Raw genomic sequence first — 25,865 nt, 5'->3', positions numbered from 1 at the left:
TTAAGGGGCGGTCCGAAATTACGTTCTCGGGTCGCTGTCATCATTCTCATGGCAGTCACGGCCGAGGATTACTCCGTGCTCTCGAACGGGTAGACAAGGCTCTGCGCGCCCCGGATGCCGGAGACGAGTACGTTGCTGCTCGGACGGTAGGGCAGGTGCTTCAACGGCTCCAGGATGATCCGTACGGTGACCGGTGCGGCTCCGGCCTCCAAACCGGAGACGACCACAAGGAAGAAATCGTCGCTTTCGATCGCCCGCTGGAACTCCGCAGGGGTGAGCTGGATCGTGTCCGGCTCGGCACCGCCGTACGTCTTGAGTTCGTAGAACCGGGCCAGCTCGTCCACTGCGTCCGCCCCCAAACCGTGCTGAGCCCTCAGGTCACGCAGCTCGGTCTCGTCCAGCGCCAGAGCCCGGCGTACGAGGTCCAGTGCCGCCTTCTCCTGCTCCACGGCCGTATAGGGACGTGCGGCGGTGCGCTGCTGGGGGACGGCCGAGCCGGACCGGGGCTGGGGCAGGCCGGCCGGGCCCTTCTTCGGGGCGGTGCCCGTCGCGGGCCCGGCCCCGGATTGCGGTGCCGTGAGGTTTCCCCGGTCCACGACGAGACGGAGGGTGGCGGGATCCACCAGTCGGCGGAACGAAGCGGGGGGCCGCACGGCCGGGACGGAGGGGTCCCGGCCGTGCGGGATCGCGGGTAGTGCGGGCGCCCGGCCACTGATCGTCGACGGGGCTCCCGCAACCGGACGCCTTTCCCGTCCGTTCGTCCGGCCGCGTCGGTCCGCCTCTTCCCGCATCTCCATGAGCCGACGATCGCGTTCGGCGACGGCGGCTTCCTGTTCACGGCGGACCTGATCCTCCGCGAGGCTAAGGTCCACGGCGGCGCGGCCCCGCTCCGCCCGGTCACACGCGGCGGTCCAGGCAAGGGCCGCCGCCCTGCGGTGTCCAGGGAACTTGGTGGCGATCGAAGCACCGCCCGCAGAGGGCCGGTTCACCGCTGACAGGTCACGGACGTACAGGGTGCTGGAAGCCCAGTCGACACCGGCGTCGACGGATACTTCCACCGGAGTACCGGACAGTTCCACCCGGCAGATCAGGTCCGGTGCCACGCTCACCGTGAGTGCCGCGAGTCCGTCCCAGGAGCCGTCCAGGCCGCGGGCCACCTCCGGGGCGTTGCGTTGCAGGTCCTCGCGCAGATGGGTGACAGCCGCGCGGACCAGGTCCGTCGCGTCCGGATCGTGCGAAGCGACAATGGAGCTGTGCACACTGAGTTGCTCCACCCCGATCCACGTGAGGCGCAGGGCCCCGGCCAGTGGACGGAACTGATCCAGCTCTGCTCCCGGCCGCCACACGGCGTGGTCACGGCCCAAGCCGTCGGCGACCATGGGGTCCTCGACCGCGTACACAGGCCGCTTGCTAAGCCATCCCTTGCTCGTGACCAGGGGAAGTCTTCCCAGCCGCCCGGCTGTCAGCTCCTCCGACCGGACGGCAGAGGGGCGACGGAGCATCTTCAGGGTCTCCAGGACTACCGATTGAGTGGTTCCCTCCGGAACGTTCCGTCGCTCCCTCCTGTCCTGCTGCGCCAACTCCCTGATCACCTTCACAGCGTCGTCGACGGTCGGCCGACGCGCCCCGAGCCGCGTCCAGAACGCCTCGCCACCAGTGAACACGGGAGCGAAGGCCCGTGACGCTCCGAACAGTGGCTCGCCGATGAGGCACTCGCCCGGGCGCCGCCAGCCGGAGTTCGTGAGGACCAGCCCTTCGCCTGTGGTGAAGGCACGAAGGACTTCGCTGAACGGCATCTCTCCCGATCCGCCCGAAGTCCCCCTTCCGGTGGCGCGCTCGGCCAGGGCTTCGTAGACGATCATTGCGGCGGGGGCGTTTCGTTCAGCCCCGTCCTTCTCCTCACGACGGAGCCGCCGCAGGCACTCGACGAGATCGCGGGTACGGGCGTCTCCGACGACGTCCAGGGCTCGGAGTACCTCGGTACGCCGCCGTGCCTGCTCCTGGATGTCCGGATGCAGGAATTGGGCGTCCCCGTAGACGGCCACGGTGCCCGCGGTGCGGGTACGGAGCCGGAAGGGGCTGGACGGAGTGCCGTTCCGATCGTCCAGCCAGGCCACCTCGCGTAGTTGCCAGAGCCATAGGGCGGCCGTCCGCCCTCGGTCGTGCCATGTGTGGTAGTCGAAAGCCGCGCCGACCTCGGCATGTTCGGAGAAGCGACTCCATGAGCGGCCGAGTACGTGGAGAAGCGCGGCCGCCCTGCGTCGGCGACGTGCAGAGTCGTCGTCCTTCGCGATATCGGTTGCCACGGCATACAGGTCGGGGCAGTCGTAATCGTTGAGGGTGTAGGTCGCGCGAAGAGCCTCCAGCGCTTCCGTGCGCGCCTTCGAACCCGAGGCGAAGGCTGAGGGAAGTCCTCTGGCGCCTCGTTCGAACCGCGAGTGCTGTCCAGGATGACTGCGCGGCCGGGGAGCCGTCTCGGCACCAAGCAACCGGAGAAATCTCAGGGCTCCGATGCTGCCGCCTTGCAACACCTTGGCGTAACGCGATCGCAGCCACGCCGGGCCGGAAGTCGAGCCGGCGGCGAAGGCGAAGCTCTCGTCGTGCTCGGCGCTGTCCAGCCCGGACGGAAGATAGGCCCGGGCGGGTGCGATCTCCACGTCCTCCCGTGCTCCGTCGGTGGTGTAGCGGTGGCCTTGGAGCCGCACTGCCAGCCCGACCTTCCTGCCCCACAGCTCACGGCGGCTCTCCGGTACGTGTGCGAAACCGTCCCGCAGCGCCACGAGCTGCTCATCCGTGAGGACAAGCCCAGCTCCACCTCGCGCACCCCCGAAGTCTGCGAGACGCTGAATCACCGCTGCCGGGTCGTCGTCGTTGAGCAGTACCCCTTGCTTGCCGAGCCATTCCCGGACCGACCGCGCGTCGTCGGTGTCGGCCAGAAAGTCCGGGTGGATCTCACGGGTGAGCCCCAGTTCGACTCCCAGCCCACGAGGAGTGGCGGCGAACAGCACGGGTACAGAGCCGCGCATGCCGTACTGCGTACCGGAACTGTCCACGAGCCAATCACGTGACGACAGGAGGCCGCTCCAGCCCGCTTCGATGACTCGCGCGACCAGTCGGACCGTCGCTCGTGGTGATCGGCTCCCGTCGCCAAGGAGGTCCAGCGTGTCGTACACCTCGACCCGGGCCGGTGCGCCGACACCGTTCTCCTCCCAATCCGACAACACCTCCCGCCACCTGCCGTCCGGGTCTCGCATCGCTCCGGGCAGCGCGGCGTGCACATCAGCCAGACGGGCGACCTCCTCCTCGGTCACGGCACCTTCGAGTTCTTCGTCCTCCACGGCAAGCGACTCGAGATCGAGGAGACCCTCCCCCGGGACCTCCAGGAGCAGCTTCGCGGACACCAGACGCCGGGCGTGGTCGAGCAACCGCTGTTCCATCACAGCAGCCGGATTGCGCCCGTCACGGACGTGATCCGGCAGGGGAACAGCACTCCAGGCGTTCACCGGATCCTGCCGGAACTGCCGCAGAACGGCTGCCGTCCACAGATCGGCCACCAATGGAACGAGCGCACGGTTCCACGGGGTTTCGTCGAGCGCCTGCCGGCTGGCGAGCGGGTCGAACTGCGCACTCGTCCAGAGGGCCGGCCCGATCTCCTGAACCGGCAGACCGACGTGGATCCGTCCGGGACCGCCGTGTCCGAGCGGGAGGGCGACGGCGAGAGTCGTGGTGGGTCCGGCAGCCTTGTGCGCCCTGTCGATGCCCGGGGGACTGGGCACAGTGGTACGGCACACCAGCCATCGAGTCCCAGTGGCCGCACGGGCGAGGTGGGTCCCCACCTCTGCCGGTCCACCACCGACCTCGGCCTCGAAGCCGGGTCCGGGCTCCCGGGATAGAGCGAGCCGGTGCCGGACGCCGCCCTGGGTATCCAGGTGCGTGACGTCGGATACGTGGTCGAGGAAGAGCAGCGCGCCGGAGGTCCAGGCAGCGAGCCACCCGTCGACGCTCTCCGCGTCGAGCGCACCGGGTGCAAAGGGAACGCGGAGCACGGTCCAGGCGTCGTCCGCGAACCAGTCCGGTACGACGAGCGGTTCGGCGACGGAGACATAGGGATCGCCGATGCGCACCCGGTAGTGGCCACTGTGCACTTCCAGATGGGGAGAAAGCGACTGCAGCGTCATCAGCCCGATGCCGAACCGCCCTGTGGATTCGGCTTCGTCCGCCTTGCTGGACAGCCACGGCATGGCCAGGGCCACTACGTCCGGCAACCGCACCGGGGCACCGTTATGGGCAACGAGAAGGTCTCGCTCCCTGGTGAGGATGCGCACTTCTGAGGCGCCGAGATCCTCCGAGTTCTGCACGATCTCGGACAGGCCCTGCAGTGGATCACTCGAAAGGTTGCCCGCGTGGTCCCGGGTCCGGCCGAAGGCGTGGCGAACCATCCCGGGCAGTGTCGCGAACCGTTTGCCCAGGTGCTCGACGGCTGCGGCCGTCGCTTCACCGCCCTCCGGCTCCGGTACGGCGTTCGCGTCCCGCATTTCCTCCTGATCGAAGATGCGGTCGGCGAACCCGACGGCCCGCGCGGCCGCCTTCGTGTCACGCGTTCCCATGTGCCTGGTCCTCGTCGTCCTCATCGGTGTCGAAGTCGAATGCGAGCTGCCCTGGGCCGTCTTCGACGCCGGTCCCTGCGACCGGCCCCGCCGTCGGGTCCACCGCCTCCTCCTCGTCGTGCGGCAGTGCGTACTCGTCCGCGAGCCGTGCGAGGTGGAGAGCGAGCGGCAGGCCGAGCACGTCCCGGTAGTCGTCCTTGCAGATGCGCTGTTGGTGGACGAACGCGGCCCATGCCTCGGGGTCGTCTCCAGGCTGAAGGCAGGCCAGGGTGAGCTCCAGTAGCTCGGGGTTCCACGCGTTCACCGTCGGCCGGTAGGCGCTCCGGCCAGCGGGGTTGACGTGAGGGGTCAGCTTCGCGTCGTCGTTCGTCAACTTCGTCTGCGTGCTCGCCTTGTCCGCCGTGCTGTAGAAGACACGGCCGGGGGTTCCGGGCTCGTCGGGCACCCACAGTCCCATGCCGAAGCCGCCCCGCTGTTGCCCGGCCAACTCTTCCTCGCGCTCCTCCCGTTCCGCCCACCACTGGGGCGTCTCGTCACGGCCGCTGTCAGCGACTCTGACGACCCGGAGGTGCTTGCCGTAGAGACCGATTCGCTGCGCGGGGCCCCCGTCGAGGCCGATCCGATCCACCTCGAGCCCGCCGTTGGTGAGCCACGGCCAGCGCTTGCGCACGTCTTGTGCGTGGGCCAGGACCAGGGTCGGCGTGCCGCGCAGACTCGCCAGGGTCCTCCTGATGAAGGCTGCCGTGACTGCCGACTGCTGCGCCGAGGTCCTCAGATCATTCCCCCGCACTCGTCCGGTCAGGATCCGGAGCAGGTCCGGGTAGGGCATCCACTCCGAGGCGTCCGCGGTCCGTCCGAGAACACACGGTGCGTCCGGCCGGAGCAGCACGGCGATCGGGGTGAACTGTGCCCTGCCCGTGGGACCGTCGATCCGGCGCTCGACCAGATGGAAGGCCACCTGGTTCAGTCCGGAAGGGATGCGATCGCCGAGAGTGTGCTGGGGTACCAGGCGCATCCCGGTCTGCCGAAGGCCGTCCGCCCAGGCCGCTTCGGCCCGCAGGGCGGCGTCCTTCTCGGCGTCAGCCTTGTCCATCGCGGTGTCCAGGGGGCGGATGAACTGGGTGACCAAACCTGCGTCCGCGCACCCGAGCCGGATCGCGTACTTGGGGTCGGTACGCCTCGCGGGACCTTGGAACGCTTCGCTTCCTTCCAGCTCGACAAGGGCGATCCGAGCCCCGGGTACCTGCTCCCTCAGGCGGGTCATCGCTTCGGCGACCCGTCCGCGCCGCTCACGGATGGCCTGGTCGTGGTCCTGTCCCGCGCGCGGCGGCCGGTCCTCCGCTCCGAGAGGGGATCCCAACTCACCCAGCGGGTGGGCGTGGAGCCGCACGGTGAGCTCCTCGGCCTCCCATACCCATGTCTCCGGTCCTTGTTCCCGCCGAAATTCTGTGAGCCCGAGCGCGCTCTCAGCGGTGGCGGCGAGCCGGTCCCGCTGGTCGTCGGTCTGGTGAACCAGGAAGCCGACGAGGTCGGTGCCGTCCAGCGTCGCGGCGAGCGCCGCGCGTCGCACCCGTGCGTTGTCCGCAGCGGTCCGTTCCGTCCGCTCCAGGAGGGCGGCGAGCTCTTCGGTGGTGGCGTTCTTGGGCATGGAGGGCCGCTTCGTGAGCTGTCTGACAGGCGGGCGACCATACCGGCTGCGCTGGAGCTTCGGGGCGGGGACGAACTCGGGGGCCAGCACTTGCTCGGCCCACTCGATGAGCCGGCGGCGTTCGCTGGGCATCAGTCCGGTCCCGATGGGGTGTCTGCCCATGGCGGCCTGGTGACCGACCGCCAGCCTGATGCCGTCCTTCCCGTCCCCGATCCAGTGGTCGGCCTCCTTGACCAGTCGATCCACCGACGGGAGACCGTCGAGCGCGGCGACGGCGGCGAGCATGCCGCTGGGGCCGCCCTGCCTCCAATCCGTGGTGCCGTTGCGCCACTGCAGCATGGCAACCGAGAGTCGCCGAGATACCGGTGCGTCCGGCACGAGCGAGATCTCTGGCAGTAGATAGACCGAGACACCCTTACGGAAAGGCATCCAGACCTTTCCGGTGACGAACCGGCGGATTCCCGCGCTGAGATGAATCCGAGGAACCGGCGAGAACGGGACGGTGCGCACGCCGACGCGGAGGGTGGCCGCGTAGTACGACTGCTTGCGCTCGCCGCCCCTACCCGTGGGCCGGTATTCGATCGGCGGCCACGACATCAGTTCCGCGCTGCTGCTTCCGGCGTCGTACCCCCCGCCGACGCCGGCGACCTGGTGGAAGGTGAGCTGCCGACCTCCGTGCTCGTAGGCACCCTGACGTGCGATGCGTGCGGCCAGTTCGTCGGGGAGCAGTCGGTACACCAGACGGGTGGGCTTGGCGGTGCCACCGGGAGAAGGCTGCTGTTCGAGCAGGTCGATGGTGTCTGCGCGCCAGGTCAGGCTTCCGGTGTCCAGCTCGCGGAAGCACTCCGCGAGCAGACGCCGTGCACCCGGATCATCGGAATCGCGGGGGAGATTCCTGAGCCAGGTGGCGGCGTAGAGGTTGGTCACCGGGGCGGGAAACGGCTCGGCGCAGTAAAGCCAGGGGGAGTCCGTTCCGAATGTGGCGTTGGACGCTACGGTGACGACGTCCGGGGCGGTGGTACGGATCAGCTGGTTGATCTCCCGGGTGGGGATGCGGCGTGGACCGTGCCATCGGCCCTCTGGCCGGCCATGGTCACGCAGCTGGCCGAGCGGCTCCTCCCAGTGAGCGGGCAGCGAGAGGGTGTGCCGTAGGACGGGGAAAGGCCCCTGCGTCGGGTCAGGCATGTACGAGGCGGTCCGTACGTGCTGGTACGCCATCTTGTGAGTCTCCTCAGATCGGAGGAAGGTGTGGGGCGACGGGCAGCCGCGGTTTCAGCCCATGTGGACGAGGGCGCGATAGAGCGGCTCGTACAGTTCGCGGACGAGCGACTTGTCGATCGGAGAAGGTTCCGGTGGAGCTTCGGCACCTTGAGCGACGATGCCGGGCTCGTCGAAGTAGGGGGCCAGCACGGCGCGCATGCTCGCCAGCAGGCTGGTGCCCGGGGTGTCGGCAGCCTCGAATCCCGCCTCGCGGGGTGAGAAGGCCGCGTCCACGAAGGCCACCCTGGCAGGCACACCACCGCGTACGAGGCGGCCGATCACCTGCCACATCACGACCAGCTGGTCCCAGGTGAAGGCGACCTTCTCGTCGTCCCGGAGGCTGGACCAGGCCATTCGGCGGGTGAGGTACCGGTTCCACTGGCGGCGGGCGCGACTACGGAACCCGATGGCGGCCTGGTGCGGCGTGGCAGCCGCGAGCGTCGCCTGTGTGAAGACCCTTCCGGCGTCCCGGAGCTGGCGTACCGCCCAATCGTTGATCGATTGGATGGCGAGGGCGATGTCGTCGGGCCGAGGGTGGGGCCGGGCGAGGAAGTAGACGCTGCCGATCGCCGCCTTGCCCGTGCTCAGCACGATGTTGTGCCCTCGTTCCACCGCGAGCAGCGGCGCGACCAGGAGTTCGCCGCCGGTCTTCGCGAAGGAATGCACGTCGCCTCGGGTGAGGGTGCGCACCGCGGGGTCCTCCGGCAGCCGGGCCCAGGCGGTGTCGGCGTCCGCGTCGTCCGAGACGAGCTGGACGACACGGCCGTTCCACTCGGGGATCCCGTTGAGGTACTCGGCCGCGCGCCGCGCCTCGTCGTAGCTGCCGACGAGGAGCAGGATGCGGCGCCGATCCTGGTCAGGGATCTCGTCCAGCTCGGTGTCGAGCATGCTCGATGCGCCGGGCAGGCTGAGGTCAGGAACCGCGAGCTGCCGGAGCATCTCGACGAGCGCCTGGGGCCGCTCCTTCGGGGGGCAGCCCGACAGCCGCAGGGGCCGCGGCCCTTCGCTGCCCGGCCAGTGGAGGAACTCCTTGCGGAACTCGGTGCCGAGGACGGCCTCGACCTCCTCGTCCCGCGGGCGAAGCACGGCTCCCACATCGGCGTGCAGGTGGTACCGGCTGGAGGTGCCGGCCCAGCTGGTCGCGGACATGAGCAGAACGTGGGGGGCGGGTCGGCTGTCCACCCGACACAGGTCGCCCATTCTCATGAGGAGTTCGCGCCCCACACCGTTGCAGTGGAAGAAGCGCAGCTCACCGCTGCGGTCGCCGTCGCGCTCCGAGTCCGTGAGACGAAACTGGAAGCCGAGGACGTTGCCCATCGGTGATTCGGGGATGACCGCCTCGTAGTCCTTCGGAGGTCTGCGGGAAAGGACGTTCGACGCGTTCTCCAGGTGGAGTGCGGCCTCGACGCGCGGCCACAGGATGGTCATGAAGTCGAGTCTGCTGTGGAGCGCGGCGAGGAGCAGGGTGAACTCGAAGCGTCGGGCCTGTACGTCGATCCGGTCGAGGACTCCGGAGTCGTAGCCCACGACAGCAGTGAGGGTGGAGCGGAGCCGTTCCCGGGTGCGGGCGCCCTGGGGGGCGTGGAGCAGTTCGAGGGCCAGGTGGACGAAGGTGTTGACCAGGGGGGTCACCTGGTCGCCGTTACCAGTGCTCTCGTGCTCGTGCAGGGGGTCGTCCCGGAAACGCAGCAACGCTTCGTCCAGCAGCCGTGCCGCGGACGGTGGTTGGTCGCCCGCGTCCCGCCCGGGGAACCAGCTGTCGATCAGCAGGTTGTGCAGGGTGAACGCGCTGAAGTAGTCGACGCTGATCCACTGCCGCAGCTCCCCGTCCTTGACCAGGAGCGAATAGAGCCGGTCGGTGGCGGCACCCACGGTGTTGACGGCGTTCGTCCAGTCGTCGACGTCGCGTTCGGACAGCTGGAGTCGCCCGTCTCGGGCCATCTGCTGGAACTTGTGGACGGCGACCTCGTCGAACCATGAGTTCGGGTAGGTGCCGACGAGGGTGCTGGCCGGGGCGAACACGGTGTCGAGCTGCATCTGCACGCGGTCCGCCTCATCGACGATGATCAGGTCGCTGAGTCGGCAGGCGAGTTCCAGGTAACGGATCTGCTCGTCGTGCTGGTGCTGTGGCACGGAGCTGTGCACCAGCCCAGCGGGGGTCGCAACCCAGACGCGGGCATCGACGAGGTCCCGGGCGCCGCGATGTCTCGGACAGCGGTTCCACAACGGGCACAGCTTCCGCTGAGGCTTGGGGCGCGGCCTTCGGCCGGCCGGGTTCTCCGCTTCGACCAGTGGATCGTCTGGGGTCTCTTCCTGGTCCACAGCCGGGTACAGCCCGAGGCACGGGGCTTCCCTGATGCCGAGGGGCCTGCGTGCCTCCATGCCGCGCAGCACGTCCACGGGGCAGGCACTGCTCAAGTACGCGAAGCCGGGGTGGTCGTGTCCCAGCATGGTGTCGGCGCCCGCCACCGCGGTGCGGCGGTGCAGGCGTCCGATGTTCCGCTCTCGCGTGGAGTGGCCGAGGATGGGTGCCGCCGCTACCCCGAGCCGCTTGAACAGCTCGACGACGGCCAGGGTTTCGGCGACGTCGCCGACGACCAGGGTGACACGGCGCGACGTCCGGGTGACCAGGTGGTAGGTGAGGATGTCGCGGAGGGTCGACTTGCCCGCACCGACCATGCCGACCATGTGGAGCAGCTGGTCGATCCTGAGGCGCTCGCCACGCGTGAACCGGCCGACGGCCTCGTCCCGGACGAGTAACCGGACACGGCTCAGTCGACCGCGCCATCCACTTCGGGAGCCGCCGATGACCTCCTCCTTCGCGTCCATGGCTGCGGCCGCCGACTCGAGTTCTTCCCAGGTCACATCTACGGGTTCCCCGCGCCCGGCGGGTGCCGCGTCGAGGGCGTGCGACCTGGGGAGGGCGCCGAGCAGCAGGTCGTCGGTGATCTCGACCGAGTGGAGCCGGTCCTGGGCCCGGAAGGTGTGCTCGCCCGATCCAGCGAGCGGAACACGGCGGGTCGCGAACTCGGGTCCTGTGGTGAGCAGCTCTTCGAACACTTCGAAACGACGCGCTGCCCGGGCGGGTACGCGTCGACGCGGGACCGCGTCGACGCTTTCGAGGTCGTATCCGCGCAGCTGCTGCGGCACGCGTAGGTATGCCTCCAGCGCCTCAGACCAAGCGTGTCCGCGTCTGAGGACCCACAGGTGGTGGCGGGCGCGCAGGATGCGCAGCCGCTGTTCGTCGGAGCGGACGTCCCCGAGCGCTTCGCTGTGGGGGTATCCGCCGAGGAGGGGCCACACGTCGAGTGCGGCGCGCGTGGGCGCCACGCTCTGCAGCAGATAGAGGCCCAGTTCGACGTCGAGGAGATCGGCGACCCGGAACGCACCGAGGCCATCCGGCCATACATCGGTGAGCTGGCGGGAGCAACGACGGTGCCAGCTGCTGCGATCACGCATGGTGGTCTCCTTGGCGGCGAGGGGATCCGGCGGCGTCCGTCCGGTCGGCGATCTGCTCGGCCACGAGACGCAGGAAGGTCCGGTCGTCGAGCAGGGTGATGTTCCCTGCCAGATCTTCGGGAAGATTTCGGCGGAACTGTCGTCCGTACGCCTCGTTCTCGCGGAATCGATAGCGGGGCACGACCAGGAAGGCTCGCTCGAAGGGCGGGTCGGTCCGGAAGCGGGTGAGTGTGCGTGCGAGCAAAACCGGGTTCACCCGGTCCTTGACGTCCACGGCCCAGTACCGGCCTCCCGGCAGCGGGACGCGCAAGTCGTACGCGTCGAACTGGGGCCACATCTCGGCGTCGATGCCGAAGCGTCTCTTGAGGGTTGCCCCGATGTCGTTCTCTGCCAGGCCCGGACTGGTGACGAACATCCGCAGGGGGCGGCTGAGCTGGTGGAGCCCGCTGCGGTCGGGACGTACCGGAACGAGGACAGCGGCGGTGACGTCACGGCGGCAGCGGTCCAGCTCGCAGCGGTGACCTCCGCCGGGCAGTGGCACCATCAGGCAGCGGCAGCGTCCGCACTGCTGGTACCCGCCGTCGCGTCGATAGGTCGCAGGGACGGGTTCGTAGCACTGTCTGATGACGTGGTGGAGCAGGAGTCCGCACTCCGGGTCCCCACCGAGCAGGGCGAGCTCCGCGCCGGTGAGTACGGGCCGGGTGGTCAGCAGGGACCGGAAGGCGGTGTACGCCGCAGGATCGCCTGCTGCCCGGCATACGGTGAGTGCCTCTAGCATGCGCTGGTTCTCGAAGATCTCTGCGGCGGGGTCCGCCGCATCCACCTCCCACTCGAGGCACAGCTGGTGCGGCAGTCTCGTCTGGGGATCCACGAGCGTGCCGGCGGCCCCAAGGGCTTCGGGAGGCAGGTCCAGCGGCCAGCACGTCAGCGGTCGTTCGCAGGCCCAGCGCACCATCTCGGGAATGCTGCCCGGCGGTTCGACTCCGTGTCGCAGGCAGTGCAGGACGAGTCGGTTGTAGGCGTTCTGGACCTGGGCCGGATAGATCGGGTGGGGCACGCCGCGCTGCCGGGACAGACGGACCAGCGCACTGGCGATCTCCCGGAGCAGGGGTTCGTCCGAGCCCGCGGACGGTCGGGAAACCAGGCCGGATCGGGCTGCCCCGGAGTTCGGTGGGGTCTGGGTGATCACGCCTTCTCCTCCGCGTCGGCAGGGGCTTGGGCGCTCGGGCACCACCGCGAGACCGGGCACTGGTGGCAGTGCCGGCCCGGTCGTGCCTCCCACGCACGGTCCTCGCGCCAGGGGCCGGCGTACCGTCGGAGCACCGCTCGCGCCTTGGCCAGGCGCTCCGCGTCCATCGGGTCGATGACGTGGGGGTCGGATCCATCGGGACGGAGGACCTCCAGTTCCACCCTCGATCCGGAGGGGTCACCGCCCAGCTCCCCCTGGGCAAGCAGGACGACGGCCAGGGCGAGCTGCGGATACGCGTCCAACGGATCCTTGCCGATGCGAGCAGGAGTGCGGGTGGTCTTGAGCTCCCGCCATACCCAGGAACCGTCCTCCCTGTAGAGCAGATCGGGTTTGGCCACGACCAGCGCCTGGGCCGCCGTGTCGTGAAACACCCGGGTCGGTTCGCATTCGACCCGCTCGATGGCCTCGGGAAGCTGGAAGGGGCACGAGTCCACATGCTGCAGGAGCATGGCGCGGCCCGTCTCCGCCTCCTCGTCCGGGACCCTCCACCGGTCGGCGGTCCAGTTCTCCCCCGGCGGGGGCATGTCGCCGCGCGTGCAGGGAATGGGGCCGGTGCGGCGGTGGAGCGTCTCGACCCAACCGTGCACGGCCTGGCCGAGCTTGGCCGCGTCGCTGTACTCGCCGGTTTTCGGCAGGTGCAGAGAGCGCAGCAGGGCCTGCGCCGGGCAGGCGGCGTGGTACCTGAGGTCACTGATGGACACCTTCCGCAGCGGTAACCGGCGGGAGGGCAGTGCCAGTACCCCCGGAGACCGGGACACCGCCTCACACCCGGTGAACTGCTTGCAGTCGAAGCAGGCCGCACCGGGGCGCTCCGGACCGCCCCTGACCACATTCCTCACGTGGGGGTCGCCGTGCGCCTCGTAGTACGCCTTGGCCTCCTCCGCAGTTCCGTCGAACTGAACGGTCCGCGATCCGTCGCCCAGGCCGATCTCGATGATCCTGACCCTCGCGACGGGCCCGGGAGAGCCGTGGATCACGAACTCCTGGTTCCAGCGGCGCGGCCACGCCGCGTCGGCTCCGAACGCCGCGGTGTACGCGGCGACCGCGATCTCACCCCGGCTCGACGCACGGGCGTCCCCGTGTCTCAGCCGCCGGTACTCGCGCACCTTGCCGTCGGCCGACTGGTAGCGGCGCCACCATGCGTAGAGCTCCCAGCGCCGGCCATTGTCCTTGCGTACCGCCCAGTACGGCTGGACGGGCACGAAGGCATCCGGCCCCTGGCTCGTGTACTGCCGCACCGCGTGCTCCACGTAGGTCCGGTGCCCCTCGTGCAGAGCAGGCCGGTGGCCGGACAGGGCTCCGAGCGCCTCGTCCACCGTGGCGCCGCCGAACTCGATCTGGTCCAGCGCTGCGCACACGGGACCGAGCGTGAAGGTCTCGTGCTCTCCCCTGGGAAGCTGCGAGGGCACCCGCGCCCGAAGTCCTGGCCGAGCCTTCGCCGCGTCGCGGGCCGGGCAGACGTGCGGCTCGTCCGCTCCCCCTCCTGTGCCCGGCCCGATCCGGACCGGTCCCTCGTCCCCCGTCATCCACTGCGGCACACGCCACGGCACGTCGTACGTCATGTCGTTCCCCCTCCCGGCCGAAGCACGGAGTCAGGCCGGCCGTCGTGAACTCCGAGGCCGTGCCGCCGAGCGTAGCGCACAACTTTGGAACTCTTTGGAGAACCTTGGAAATCAAAGGGATCGACGGTACAGTGCGCCCATGACCGCATCGCTGGAGGAGCTCGAGGAACGCCTGTCGCGCCTTCGCGCCCTCCTGCGAGAGGCTCGACGCGCCCGCGACGACGCGGCCACCGTCCGCATCCGCGCCGAACTGCGCGAGGCGGAGGCCGCGTGGGAGCGAGCCCTCGACGCCGAGGAGGCAGAGGGAGCCGCGCCATCTGCCGCGGCCCCTTCCTCACCCGCCGGAACCTCGACACCTGCCACCACCGCCTGGACCGCATCCTCGTTCCGGCTCCAGGCCCACGGGAAGCAGTCCACCCACGGCGCCGTCCCGGTCCGCGAGCAGGTACACCAGGCGCTCACCCTGCTCGGCGCTCCCGCGTCGCCCAAGCTGATCTCATCCGTATACCAGGCCTTCTTCACCGAGCCGCTGGTCGCGACGAAACTCGCCTCCCTCCGCCGGGACGAGGAAAGGTCCTTCACCGCACAGGGCTACGCCCGCCCCTACTACATCTGTGCCGCCCTCACCCACGACCGGCTCACACCCGCCCGCGGTCTCCTCGCCGTATCTGTCTGGCCCCTGGAGCAGCGCATCGTCGGCCCGCTGAGCCCGCGTGCCGACTTCCTTGTCCACGCCATCGGCACCGCCGAGCAGATCCTGCGACTCGACGTTGCCGGACACGCACCCTCCGGCGCGGCCCGCCAACTGCTGCGCCGTTTCGCGCTCAACATCCCCGGTGCGTACGACGATGATGAAATCGACCCCGAACGCGTGATCTCCGCAGCACGCACGGAGGCCGCAGTGCACCAGGAGGCGGACTACTCCCTGCGTCTCACGACCGCCGACCGCGCACGCGGCCAACTCACAGAAGTACAGCAACTCTTCGGGGCCCCGCCCCTGCACGATGCCCTGCGTGGTTCAGCCGGCTTCACCATCTGACCGACTACCGGATCCCTCCGGTGCCGCCACAGAATTCCGCGTAAGAAGAGAAGATGCCTCCGCAGCACCCCTCTGTTCCCTCTCCGGGAAGGCTCGCCGTCCTGCGCGGACCGCGGCCCCCGCAGGAGTACACGGCACGCAAGATCACCGCCCTCACGGCCAACCCGGCCTGCTCCCGCCGCGCCGTACTCGACGCAGCGGGCGTGGACAAGGCGTTGCTCGCCCAACGTCTGGGCCATGAGCCGCGTTTCGGCCAGTCCCCCTTCGCGATCCGGCGCGAGCAGAGCTTCGAGGCCCTGGTCAAATGGGGCGGCTACGCGGAGCTCATCCGCCTGCTCCGGGAGCAACTCGATGTCCCCGTCGAGGAAGCCGCGGTAGCCGATCTGACCGAGGTGGGCGGCGACGCTTCACTCGCAGTGCGGGCGGGCGAGAGTCGGCGGCTTCTGAACCGCCTGGCGGCTGGCACCGACGAGCGGCTGATCCTGGACCGTCCCGTCCTGACCCTGGAGGTCGCCGGTCAGACCGCCCACGTGATACCTCAAGCCCTCAGCCACCGCGCCGGCGGACAGTTCTACGTGGTGGAGATCCGCTCCTTCCCGGCCATCGACGGCCAGGCGAACCCCTCGTCGGTCGCCCAAACCACGAAACAGGCCGCGGTCAGCGTCCTCGCCCTGCGGCAGACGTTCACCGAACTCGGCCTCGATCCCAAGGCGATCGCCCACAGATTCCTTCTCATCTGCCCGAAGGACTTCTCCAACCGGCCCTACGGAAAGCTGATCGACCTCCGCCAGGAACTCGACGCCCTGCGGTTCCAGTTATCGCGTCTGCGCCGGGCCGAAGACCTGGCCCACGCCCTCTCTCCCGACGCGACGCTCGACACCGAACGACCGAAGGCCGAGATCGACGCCACGATGCGGGAGCTGGACGCCAGCTTCACCCCCGACTGCCTCTCGTTCTGCGAGATGTCCCGCTACTGCCGGGACGAGGCCACTGACTGCGCCTACCCGGCCCGGCTGGGTGGAGTGGTACGCAACAGTCTTCCCGGCATCGACTCCACCCGGACCGCCCTCCGCCACCTCGACGGCACCAGCGCCCCGGGCCCCGCCGAGGAGGCGGTCATCATCCGGCTGCGGGCCGCCGAACGACTCCGTCGACTGCGTGGAGGTGCGACCACGTGAGCGTCATCGCCACGGTGGCCGCCCTGCGGGCATCCACGTCGGAATACGCCGAGCGGCTGACGACCGTGCGCCACGAGCATGTGGACGACACCCCGTTCGTCCTCATCCCGCTCACCCTCGCCGGCGAGGCCTGCGCGCCACTCGCCGCTCTCGCCGGGACGGATCCCGACCACCCGGTGCTTCTGACGGTTCGCCGCCCCCACGACCGAACCGAGCGCTTCGGCTTCGTCGAGAGCCTCGCGGACCTCCTCCTGCCCTACTTCGAGGAATGCCGCGCCGCGCCGAAGGAGCCGTACACGGTCGGGCGCGGCAAGGACAAGGAGGAGCGGGAGCGCCCCCTACGCGCACCCCAGCTCCTCGTCCCGAACGCTGGGGGGATCACGTACGTCCGGCTGCTGGGCCGTCTGACCCGGCTGCGCTCGACAGACGGTCCGCATGCCGTCTCCCCATCCGTACCCCTGCTCGGAAAGTGGCTGACCTGGTTCGCCGACCGGGCCGAGTTCCCGGATTCCGCCCTGCTCCAGGCCATGACGCGGTCCCTCTCTGCCCACTGGGCCACTGGGCAGAGCCCCACCGAGAACGCGAGCCTGGCGTCCCTGCTCGGCTGGATCGATCCCCCCGCCGGACGCACCGGGGCCGAGACCGCCCGGGAGCGCGAAGACCCCGCGGCGTGGCCGCCCGCCGGGCCGACGACCGACCCGGTCTTCGACCGCACGCTCGACGAACTGATCACGAAGTACGACGGCGCAATCGGAGAGCGGGCGCGGGACGCCGCCGCTCGCACTATCGACCGCGAGCTGCACGCCCAGATGCTGCCGACCTGGCAGCTGATGTGGCACGGCGTCCGCCTGTTGCGCGAGCTTCCCGCAGGGGACCACGTCGCCGAACGGCGGGCATACGACCGGCGTCTGTTCGGCGAGTACGCGACCTATCTGGACGACGACGGGCGCCCACAGGCCCGCCGCGATCACGCGGTGGGGGCAGCCCGCCGCCTCGCCCGTATGGAGGAGGCCCAGGAGCGGTACGACGCCGAGCGCGCGTATGACGATCCGCTGGTGATGGCGGAGTACGAACTGACGGGCGAGGCGTTCACTGGCGTGGTCACGGCCCGGGAGGAAGAGCGCACCATCCCCGGGGCGCGGCCCGGATCCCCGCTGTGGCGCCCGACAATCACCGTGCACTGCGAAATTCCCGTGTCCATGGCGGTGGGGACGGCGGTCAAGTCCCCGGCAAGACCGAGGCAGAAGGCCGAGATCCTAGACATCGCCCCCGACGGAGCCGGGTCCGCCGTGCTGATCCAGCTGAACGGTGGCTTCGGCAACAAGCGCAAGCCGCCCGCGCCTGAGGGGACCATGGCCGACCTCGGCGAGACGATCACCTTCACGTCGATCGATCCCAAGAACATGCCGTCCTCGCTCCCGGCTGAGGAGGACACCCCCTGGACCCACGGCGGTCCGCCACAGCCGTACGAACCCACCGACGAGGACGCGGAAGAGGTCTGGGAATGACAGCCACTCCGGAACCCGACAGCGACACGTCACCCGGTGCCCTCGCCGACCGGGCGGTCGCCGACGTGCTGTCCGGCCTGGACTCGGTCGCCGGACGCGGCATCGTGGTGGACTCTCCACCGGGCGCGGGAAAGTCCACGCTGGTCAAGCGCGCCACCGGCCACCTGACATCGGCCGGCCATCAGGTGATGATCGTCGCGCAAACCAACGAACAGGTCGACGACCTGGTCGACAACATCGCCCGGGAGTACCCTGCTCTTCCCCTCGGGCGCCTGCACGCGAACGACTTCCGTCTTCCCGAGCGCGTGAGCCGGCATGCGAATGTACGGGGCAGTAACGAGGCAGACGCCCTCCGCGAGCTGGCGGTCGTGGTCTCCACCGCCAAAAAGTGGTCGTACGTCAAACCTGAGAAGTGTGCTCCATGGCGCTGGGCCATCGTGGACGAGGCCTACCAGATGCGGTCGGACGCGCTGCTGGCGACGGCGCCACTGTTCTCCGAAGAGGACTCACAAGTCCTCTTCGTCGGCGATCCCGGGCAGTTGGACCCCTTCGCCACAGTGGACACCGACCGCTGGCAGGGACTGACCTGGGATCCGCTACGCAACGCCGTCGACGTGGCGCTGGCGCACAACTCCGACCTGCTGCGGCACGAACTGCCGGTCTCCTGGCGGCTGCCGGAAATGGCAGCTCCTCTCGTACAGAGGGCGTTCTATCCCTTCTACTCCTTCATCTCCGGTACCAAGGCGGCTGACCGCGTCCTCGCCTACGGCACCGCACCTCACCGTGCAACACCGTCGGACGCCGTCCTCGCCTGCGCGGCCGGGTCGGGCTGGGGTCTGCTGGAGCTTCCGGCTCGGCACACTCTCGACGATGACCCCGAGGTGGCCGAAGCCCTGGCAGAAACGGCGGCCCGGTTGCTGGAGCGAGGGGCGCTGGTGAACGGAGAGCCGCTCACCGAGTCCCGCATCGCGATCGGAGCTGCCCGTACGATCCAGGCGGACTCGGTACGGTCGCGACTGGAGAAGCGGGGTCTCACGGGCATCACCGTGGACACCGCCAACCGTCTCCAGGGCCGCGAGTTCGACGTCACACTGGTCTGGCACCCGCTCTCCGGCCGTCAGGATGCCTCCGCCTTCCATCTGGAGACCGGCCGCCTGTGCGTCCTGCTCTCCCGCCACCGCTTCGCCTGCATCGTCGTGGCCCGCGCCGGCATCACCGACCTCTTGGACCGACATCCCCGCAGCAGCCCGGTCTACCTCGACGTACCACCGAAGTTCCCGGACGGGTGGCGGGCGCACCAAGTGGTCATGGACTATCTGGAGAACCAGGCTCGTCCATAGCTGTAGGCCGCCCTTCATCTCGCCCTGTACGCAGGGCGCAGCGCGCATCCGACGCACGCCAGTGGACAGGACGAGTTGTCTACGCTGCAAAGGTCAGCGGGACGTCCAAACGCTCCCAAGCTGCCAGCACTGCCTTGTGCGCGTCCGGCTGCAGGTGGGCGTAGCGCCGGGTGGTCTGGAAGCTCTCGTGGCCGAGGAGGTGCTGGACCTCGTAGAGCGAGACTCCCTTCTGGACGAGCCACGAGGCGCAGGTTTGCCGCATGGAGTGCGGCACGGAGAGTTGCTCCCCGTCGATGTCGAAGTAGTGGGCGTTCTCGATGGCTGGCCACCAGGTCTGGCGGCGCCAGTTGCCGTCGTCGAGGCGACGACCAGCGCGGCCCTTGGTGACGGTGGTGAAGCCCAGGGCGTCACGGTCGAGCAGGTGGATGTGCTGTTCGAGCGCGTCCAGGACGTGTGGCGGGAGCGGGACCTCCCGGCGGCTCCTCGAACTCTTGGGGTACTCCTTGATGCCGCTCTTGGTGTTGACCTCCACCACGAACAAGCGGGAACGGCGCTGGTCGATCCGATGGCGATGCAGGCCGGCAAGTTCGCCCCAGCGCAGGCCCGTGTAGAAGCCGAGCAGGCACATGGTGCGCCACGGGGCCGGAAGCTCGTCGACGATGCTCTGCGCCTGGTCGAGGGTGAACCACTGGGGCGGCTTGATCGCGATCTGCGGCAGGTCGATGGTCCGGCAGGGGCTGACCGCGATGACATCGTCGTCGACGGCCGCACGCATGATGGACGACAGCAGGTTGTACGCCCTCTTGATCGCCGAGGCGCCAACCCCCTTCTCGACCAGTCCGCGAATCCAGCTCTGGACGTCCATGCGGGTGACGGCCCGCATCTCCCAGTCGGCCCAGTGGGGCAGCACGTGGTTCTTGATGCTGGAGGCGTCGCCACGCAGCGTGTGGGGCTCGACGACGCGGGCCTGCCACCAGCGGGCGTGCCACTCGCGAAACGCCATCTCGTCAGCTCGCGGGTCCCGCAGACTTCCGCGGGGGAACTCGGTCTCCATCTCGGTACCCCAGGCGCGGCCCTGGGCCTTGAGGGGAAACGACTCGCTGAACCGGTCTCCAGCCCGGTTGCGGACGGTCGCCTGCCATTTGCCGGACTTCAGCCTCCGGAGATACGTGGTTCCGTTCACCGTAGCGTTCTGCAGATCACGCCAGGAGACGCCAGCACGGATCTCGCAGAACATCCGGTCTGGATGACGTGATGGTCTGGCGCTGGGCCGCCCGGTGACAGCCTGCGGTATCAGCGGAGCCAGCAACTCTCACTCCCGGTCGGTGACTATATGACGGCGTATCCCCCGTGATCCACGACAAGATGATCTTTGCAGGCAGAATCTAGCTGTCCCCCCGCACGAGGTCTGCCAGGAAGGGCAGGTGTTCCGGCACCACATCGGCGATCTCTTCGGTCACCTGCTCCCACGGGCTCCAGCACAGCGCCTCGATCAGCACGAGGCGTCCCTGCGAGCAGGGGCCGAGCGACTGGGCGATCGCTGCGAGGGCTTTGCCACGGTGCTTGGGTATGGCGAGGGCGTCGGCCAGGGCGCGGGCCGCCGTGCGGGCACCCACCCGGCAGAGCGCCTTGACGACGGTCGGCGTGGCCGCCTCGCGCAGGGCAGGGGTGCTGATCTCCTCCAGCAGCGCGGCGGCACGGGTGACGTCCCCCGTCGCTGCGACGCCCGCCGCGAGGTGGCCGAGGGCGGGCTCGTCCCCTTGCCTGTCGAAGATCAGCTCTGCTGTGGCCAGATCACCGGTGTCCACGAGCTTTTTCACGACACCGGTGAGGATCTCGTCGACCGCGTCCTTCGGCAGGCCGTCCTCCAGCCCGAGTACCGCGTCGATATCTCCCGCCGCGAGGAGGGCATCGGCGGCGGCGTACGTGTCCCAGCGTCGGCGGGAGGGGCTGTCGGCAGTGGCTGCCAGGCCGAGGATCTCCTGAGCGAGCTCTGCCGCTCCGTCCGGTTTCCCGGTGCGGCCGAATGCCTGGGCCGCCCGTCGCAGGCCCTCGGCGCGCTCGGCAGGATCTGCCAGGGTCCGGCTCTCGTGGATTACGCGGCGCAGGAGTTCGTACCCCTCTGCGGGGCGACTCGTGCGGTGCAGGCCCTCGGCTACCTCGGCGAGGTCGAGGACGCGTGCGTAACTGGCGGACGCGTCGGCGGCTTGTTCGGCGCGGTGGATGAGGCGGGCCGCGTCGCCCGGCCGCCCGGACCGGCCGGCTGCGACGGCCAGCTTGATGAGGGTGTGCACCCCGCGCCCCCGACCCCTCCGCACCACGTTCGTCGCCCACTTGACCACGGCGTGGGCGTGTTCCTCCTGGGCCGCCCTCAGCAGGAAGTCGGCGGTGTCGGCCGACAGCGCCATCTGCCAGTGGAGGTAGGGCACCTCGTCGGTGGCGTCGCGGGCTTGCCGGGCCAGGCGCAGCGTTAGCGCCGGGTCACGGGACTCCGCCGTCATCCTGCCGACGGTGTTGAGGACGCGCGCCCGGTAGAGGGGTTCCGCAATGCTGTCGGCAAGCTCCAGGGCCCGGTCGAGGTCACCGGTTTCCGCGGCCGCGATGCCGATCTCGAGCAGGCCGTCCTCCGGATCGTTCAGGAAGCGGCTGACCAGGTCGGTCGCCTGCTGGTGGTGCCCGGTCGCCTCCAGGCCCGCGGCGACGAGGGGGTAGACCCAGTCCACGCCGTCGGGGTCGTCGATGTCCGCCGCCAGCCGGGCCGACATCACGGCGAACTCGGCGGCCTGCGGGGCGAGCCCCGGTGCCGTGGACATCCCGCGGGCGAACAGAGCGAGGTACTGCGCACGCCGGACGGGGTCACTGGAGCCGGCCGAACGGGACACGACACGCTCCGCCAGCGCCAGGGCCCGGCGATGCTCACCGAGCCGGGAGAGCGCGGCGGTCAGCGAGGCGCCCAGGGCGCTCCGGGAGACGGTGTTGGGCACCGCCATGACCGCGTCGACGGCTTCCATCGCCCAGGGAACCGCATCGGCGCCCGGGGTCCCGGCCTCCTCCTGAGCCGCTGCGGCGTTCCTCGCCACCCCGGCCAGGGCCCCGACGGCGGCGACGAAAGCCTCCGCCCTGCTCTCCGGGTCGCTGATGCGGCGGGCCGGCCTCAGGGCTTCGACGGGCCGACCGGAGTCCGCCAGGCCCTTGGCGATCGCTTCCAGGAAGCGGTCCCGGTCCTCGGTGCTGTCCGCTCCGTCGAGCAAAGCGGCCGCCTGATCCGTGCGTCCGGCGGCGGCCAGGGCGCCGGCGATGGCGCTCAGGGCAGCCACCCGGTCCCACGCGTCGCGCCGCGACTCGGCCAGATGAACGGCGCGCGCCGGGTGCCCGAGCCGGGCCCACAGGGCGATCAGGCCGGAGGAGAGAGATGCCGTCCGATCGTGCAGCCCGTCCCGCGCGGTGGCGAGCCGCAGGGCCACGGATACGTCCTGATCGCGGCGGCGCCGGCCGTCCGCGAGCACCAGGTCGAACGCGGACGACACTGCGCTGAGCGCCTCCAGGTCCGCCCCGGACGCTCGCCACAGCCGCTCCTGCCACCGGGTATCGCAGGCGAGCGCCACCAGCCTGGCAGCGTCCCTCTGGTCACGCAGCAATCGGGTGTAGCCGCGCAGTAGGTACCCAGGTGTCCTCTCCGGCCACCCGGCGTGCCGGTAGGAGTCCGCCCACTGGTGCAGACGACTGTGGTGGGCTGCCACTTCCTGGTCCGTGATCAGTTCCGCCGTGGCGCGCCGGATCTCCTCGTGCGCGAAGAGAAGGACGTGCGGACCGGCGGACGTCCAGTGCCCGGAGCGTCGGCGGAAGCTGCGGCCGTTCACTGCGGACAACTCGCGCTCGACCAGTCGCGCCGGGCTCCCGGTCAGCTCCGCGAAGTCGGGCGCGCTTAACCCGCCTCCGGCCGCGACGGTCAGAGCGGCCAGGTCCCAGCCCAGCCCGCCGCCGTCTCGCAGTCGCAGCAGATCCCGCTCCGCGTCCTCGCGCGCCGCGCGGGCGTGCGGGGAAGGCCCCAGACGGTGGTCGATCCGCGTACTGCGCAGGGGGTGGTCCGCGGGCACGTCCCCCGGTACCGGCGGATGGGGCCGGCAGGCGACGAGGATCCGCATGCCGTGCGGGGGAACGCGTGGCAGCAGCGCCGCGATGCTGTGGCCGTCGGGACCGGCGGTCACACCGCGGTCCTCGTCCAGCCCATCCAGCACGAGCACGAGCCGTCGGCCGCGCGCCGCGCACCCCTGTGCGGCCCGGTGCAGCGCGAGCAACATCTGCTCGTCGCGCGTGGCGGGGGTGCTCAGCGGCTCCGCCTCGCCCAGCATGGCGTACACCTGCCGCTGGACGACCTCGCAGAAGGCCGCGGCGTCGTTCTGTGCGGCCATGCGGGAGGTGATGAAGAACGACACGACATCGACGCCGGGTGGAGGGTGCAGGACGAAGTGCGCCAGCAGGGCGGACTTTCCCGCCCACGCCGGGGCCACCCAGCGCCAGTAGCTGGCGCTGGGACAGTCCGCGGGGACATCGTGCGCGCTGAAGGCGGCCAGCTGGGCGAGTTCGCTTTCACGCCCCTGGAAGTCCGTGGCGGCGAGGGCCTGTTCCACCTGCAGGAGATAGCCGGAGACGGCGGCGCGCCCGGCGAACACCTGCACGGAGCTGTCAATCACCACGCCACTGTTGGCGAAGGCTCCGGCTCCCTCAGCGGAGGATCCACCCGACTTGCGCACCGCGGCGCGGCTGCGGAACAACATCGGATGCGCCGCTACTCCTGCCCCCGGTAACCGGTATTCGCGCTGCCACCGTCCGCCCGCGCGTCACCAGTCTCCCCGACGGAGACCACACCGTCGGACGGGGAGGCGACGGCACCCGTGTTGGCGTCCCCGCCGCCGGTGGCCGTGGCACTCCCGGTCCTGGACACCTGTACGGACGCACTCCCGGACGGGGCCAGCAGCGCGCAGACGCCGACCCCCAAGGCGGCCACGCCGACCATCGCGGAGACCACGCCAGCCACCTGGTTCGCCCGGTCCCAGCTCAGCAGCGACAGCGCACCGGCGACAATCGCCAGGACCAGAACCGTCGTCACCAAGACGGCGCGCCGGTCACCCCGCACAACCACCCTCTCTGCCCCCTTACGCCCGGTCGAGGCGGAACCGCACCGAGCCCGGTATGGCCCACGCCGCATGCCGAGCCCCACCATACGGCCAGGCCAACATCGCCATGTGGGAAAGCCGTGGAGGAGAGCCCTGGAGGGCAATGGCGCCCCGGACAACATGTCCGCACGGCCCACCACAAGGCCGAGAGCGTCGGTCGGCGCTGGGAGCCCCCTAGGATTTTTCTGGTACTTCCAGATGCATTAAGGGGCCCCTGACCTGTCCAACGTGCGCCTGACACCCCATCAGGATGGGCGCCAAATGAGCGTCACGAGCGTCAAGACATCGCCCGCAACGCCCACACCGCGCATACAGCCCACCCACAAAACCGCAGGTCAGGCGTCCTTCTTCACCGGCTCAAGGATCGCCACGCACTCCACATGGTGCGTCATCGGGAACAGGTCGAACGCCCTCAGCGTCCGCACCTTGTAGCCGCGCTCCGCGAAGTACGCCAGGTCTCGGGACAAGGCCGCCGGGTCGCAGGCCACGTAGGCGATGCGGCGGGCGCCGAGGCCGGCGAGGTGGTGGACCGTCTGCTTGCCGGCGCCGGCGCGCGGGGGGTCCAGGACGATCAGGTCGACCTCGGTGATGCCCGTGCGCGGGAGGACCGATTCGACCTTGCCCTGTTCGATGCGGACGCGCGGGAAGTCGGCCAGGTTGTGGCGGGCGTCCTCCACCGCGCGCTTGCCGGACTCGATGCCGAGGACCGCGCCCTGGTCGCCGACGCGGTCGGCGAGGGCGCCCGCGAAGAGGCCGACGCCGCAGTAGAGGTCGAGGGCCGTCTCGCCCTTGCGGGGCGTCAGGCCCTGCATCACGGCGAGCATCAGGGTGTCGGCGGCCTTCGGGTGGACCTGCCAGAAGCCGCCGCTGCCGACGCGGTGGGTGCGTCCGTCGGCCCGCTCGCGGACGAAGGCGCGGCCGTGGACGCGGTGGACTCCGCCGTCCTTCTCGTCGACGCGGAGGACGGAGACCGGCTTGTCCAGTTCCACCAGCGGAAGGCGGCCGCCGGGCTTCGGGGTCAGGATGACCTGGCGGTCGTTCGAGCCGGAGGCGGCGATGGCCTCGACCGAGGCCATGCCCTCCCAGGTGCGCTTCTCGATGCCGAGCTCCGAGACGCCCTGGGCGGCGATCATGCAGTGGTCGATGATCTCGACCTCGTGGGAGCGGTGCTTGCGCAGACCGGCGTGGCCCTCGGCGTCGACGGCGTACTGGACGCGGGTGCGCCACTGCGGGACCTCGCCCGGCGGGAGCTTGTCGCCCTCGGCGGGCATGACCGTGCCGTCCCAGCCGGCCTCCTCGGGGGTGAGTCCGGCGAGCCGCTGGAGCTGCTCGGCGATGACCTCGCCCTTGAGGCGGCGCTGGGCGCCGGGCTTGGCGTGCTGCCAGTCGCAGCCGCCGCACTTGCCGGGTCCCGCGAAGGGGCAGGGCGCCTCGACGCGGTCCTTGGACGGGTCGAGGATCGTGATCGCGTCGGCGCGCAGGAAGCGGGAGGTCTCCTCGCCCTCGGTGACGCGGGCGATGACCTTCTCGCCGGGCAGGGCGTGGCGGACGAAGAGGACGCGGCCCTCCTCGGTGCGGGCGATGCAGTGGCCGCCGTGGGCCACCGGGCCGACCTCGACCTCGTACTCCTCCCCGATGAGCGACGACTCAGGCGCGTTCGCGTTCTGCATGGCGGGGAGACTCCAGAGAGTGAGAGAGGTGGAGCATGAGAGAGGTGGGGGGGCGCCCCCCCGCCCCCCCCCCCACCAACAACCAGTGAGGGGGGGGAGCCCCCCCCCCCCCCGGGCCCGCCGGGGTCGGGTAGGGAGTGGTCCCCGGCGCCGCCCGCCCGCCCCCCC

At 70.0% G+C, this 25,865-nt stretch carries 13 protein-coding genes; 4 read left to right on the top strand and 9 right to left on the bottom strand.

Annotated features, from left to right (window positions below; all coding sequences use genetic code 11):
* Nucleotides 1-68 precede the first annotated feature (68 nt).
* From ACZ4VK_RS28255 to ACZ4VK_RS28235, 5 genes are read right to left on the bottom strand one after another with little or no spacing between them, the layout of a single operon-like run.
* The gene (locus tag ACZ4VK_RS28255) at nt 69-4,607 is read right to left on the bottom strand and encodes a sacsin N-terminal ATP-binding-like domain-containing protein (RefSeq protein ID WP_468357806.1); all 4,539 of its coding nucleotides are present in this window, start codon (nt 4,605-4,607) and stop codon (nt 69-71) included.
* Nucleotides 4,594-7,473, bottom strand: coding sequence for a pPIWI_RE module domain-containing protein (locus ACZ4VK_RS28250; protein WP_468357803.1), 2,880 nt, complete (start codon nt 7,471-7,473; stop codon nt 4,594-4,596). Before ACZ4VK_RS28250 ends, ACZ4VK_RS28255 begins: the two co-directional genes overlap by 14 nt.
* A 54-nt stretch (nt 7,474-7,527) precedes the next feature.
* Nucleotides 7,528-10,974: a pPIWI_RE_Z domain-containing protein gene (locus tag ACZ4VK_RS28245; protein WP_468357800.1), complete on the bottom strand. Its 3,447-nt coding sequence runs from the start codon at nt 10,972-10,974 to the stop codon at nt 7,528-7,530.
* Complete coding sequence (locus ACZ4VK_RS28240; RefSeq protein ID WP_468357797.1) at nt 10,967-12,163, bottom strand: pPIWI_RE_Y domain-containing protein; 1,197 nt, start codon at nt 12,161-12,163, stop codon at nt 10,967-10,969. The genes ACZ4VK_RS28245 and ACZ4VK_RS28240 overlap by 8 nt, the downstream gene beginning before the upstream one ends.
* Entirely contained in the window at nt 12,160-13,581 is a 1,422-nt protein-coding gene (locus ACZ4VK_RS28235; protein WP_468357794.1) for a PD-(D/E)XK nuclease family protein, read from the bottom strand. The genes ACZ4VK_RS28240 and ACZ4VK_RS28235 overlap by 4 nt, the downstream gene beginning before the upstream one ends.
* Before the next feature lie 343 nt (nt 13,582-13,924).
* On the opposite strand from ACZ4VK_RS28235, the gene ACZ4VK_RS28230 reads away from it, so the two are divergent.
* From ACZ4VK_RS28230 to ACZ4VK_RS28215, 4 genes are read left to right on the top strand one after another with little or no spacing between them, the layout of a single operon-like run.
* Complete coding sequence (locus tag ACZ4VK_RS28230) at nt 13,925-14,824, top strand: hypothetical protein (RefSeq protein ID WP_468357791.1); 900 nt, start codon at nt 13,925-13,927, stop codon at nt 14,822-14,824.
* A gap of 53 nt (nt 14,825-14,877) precedes the next feature.
* Nucleotides 14,878-16,002 carry a hypothetical protein gene (locus ACZ4VK_RS28225; RefSeq protein WP_468357788.1) on the top strand — a complete coding sequence of 375 codons (1,125 nt, stop codon included), beginning with the start codon at nt 14,878-14,880 and terminating at the stop codon, nt 16,000-16,002.
* Nucleotides 15,999-17,510: a hypothetical protein gene (locus ACZ4VK_RS28220; RefSeq protein ID WP_468357785.1), complete on the top strand. Its 1,512-nt coding sequence runs from the start codon at nt 15,999-16,001 to the stop codon at nt 17,508-17,510. Before ACZ4VK_RS28225 ends, ACZ4VK_RS28220 begins: the two co-directional genes overlap by 4 nt.
* A complete protein-coding gene (locus tag ACZ4VK_RS28215; RefSeq protein ID WP_468357782.1) occupies nt 17,507-18,850 on the top strand; it encodes an AAA family ATPase in 1,344 nt (447 codons plus the stop codon). The genes ACZ4VK_RS28220 and ACZ4VK_RS28215 overlap by 4 nt, the downstream gene beginning before the upstream one ends.
* A 79-nt stretch (nt 18,851-18,929) precedes the next feature.
* Here the strand turns inward: ACZ4VK_RS28215 and ACZ4VK_RS28210 are convergent, their stop codons facing one another.
* From ACZ4VK_RS28210 to ACZ4VK_RS28195, 4 genes are all read right to left on the bottom strand, one after another.
* The gene (locus ACZ4VK_RS28210; RefSeq protein ID WP_468357779.1) at nt 18,930-20,033 is read right to left on the bottom strand and encodes a tyrosine-type recombinase/integrase; all 1,104 of its coding nucleotides are present in this window, start codon (nt 20,031-20,033) and stop codon (nt 18,930-18,932) included.
* 202 nt (nt 20,034-20,235) lie between these two features.
* Nucleotides 20,236-23,544 carry a hypothetical protein gene (locus tag ACZ4VK_RS28205; RefSeq protein WP_468357776.1) on the bottom strand — a complete coding sequence of 1,103 codons (3,309 nt, stop codon included), beginning with the start codon at nt 23,542-23,544 and terminating at the stop codon, nt 20,236-20,238.
* 95 nt (nt 23,545-23,639) lie between these two features.
* Nucleotides 23,640-23,960, bottom strand: a complete 321-nt coding sequence (locus ACZ4VK_RS28200) for a hypothetical protein (protein WP_468357773.1) — start codon at nt 23,958-23,960, stop codon at nt 23,640-23,642.
* 402 nt (nt 23,961-24,362) lie between these two features.
* Nucleotides 24,363-25,697 carry a class I SAM-dependent RNA methyltransferase gene (locus ACZ4VK_RS28195; RefSeq protein WP_468357770.1) on the bottom strand — a complete coding sequence of 445 codons (1,335 nt, stop codon included), beginning with the start codon at nt 25,695-25,697 and terminating at the stop codon, nt 24,363-24,365.
* Between the last annotated feature and the right edge of the window lie 168 nt (nt 25,698-25,865).

This window comes from Streptomyces sp. NPDC028711 (assembly GCF_055565415.1).
This window is presented reverse-complemented; position numbering and strand designations above follow the sequence as displayed.

Excerpts from the sequence above, each read along its gene's own strand:
- ACZ4VK_RS28255 (WP_468357806.1), bottom strand. The coding sequence starts at position 4,607 with ATGGGAACGCGTGACACGAAGGCGGCCGCGCGGGCCGTCGGGTTCGCC.
- ACZ4VK_RS28250 (WP_468357803.1), bottom strand. The coding sequence starts at position 7,473 with ATGGCGTACCAGCACGTACGGACCGCCTCGTACATGCCTGACCCGACG.
- ACZ4VK_RS28245 (WP_468357800.1), bottom strand. The coding sequence starts at position 10,974 with ATGCGTGATCGCAGCAGCTGGCACCGTCGTTGCTCCCGCCAGCTCACC.
- ACZ4VK_RS28230 (WP_468357791.1), top strand. The coding sequence starts at position 13,925 with ATGACCGCATCGCTGGAGGAGCTCGAGGAACGCCTGTCGCGCCTTCGC.
- ACZ4VK_RS28225 (WP_468357788.1), top strand. The coding sequence starts at position 14,878 with ATGCCTCCGCAGCACCCCTCTGTTCCCTCTCCGGGAAGGCTCGCCGTC.
- ACZ4VK_RS28215 (WP_468357782.1), top strand. The coding sequence starts at position 17,507 with ATGACAGCCACTCCGGAACCCGACAGCGACACGTCACCCGGTGCCCTC.
- ACZ4VK_RS28195 (WP_468357770.1), bottom strand. The coding sequence starts at position 25,697 with ATGCAGAACGCGAACGCGCCTGAGTCGTCGCTCATCGGGGAGGAGTAC.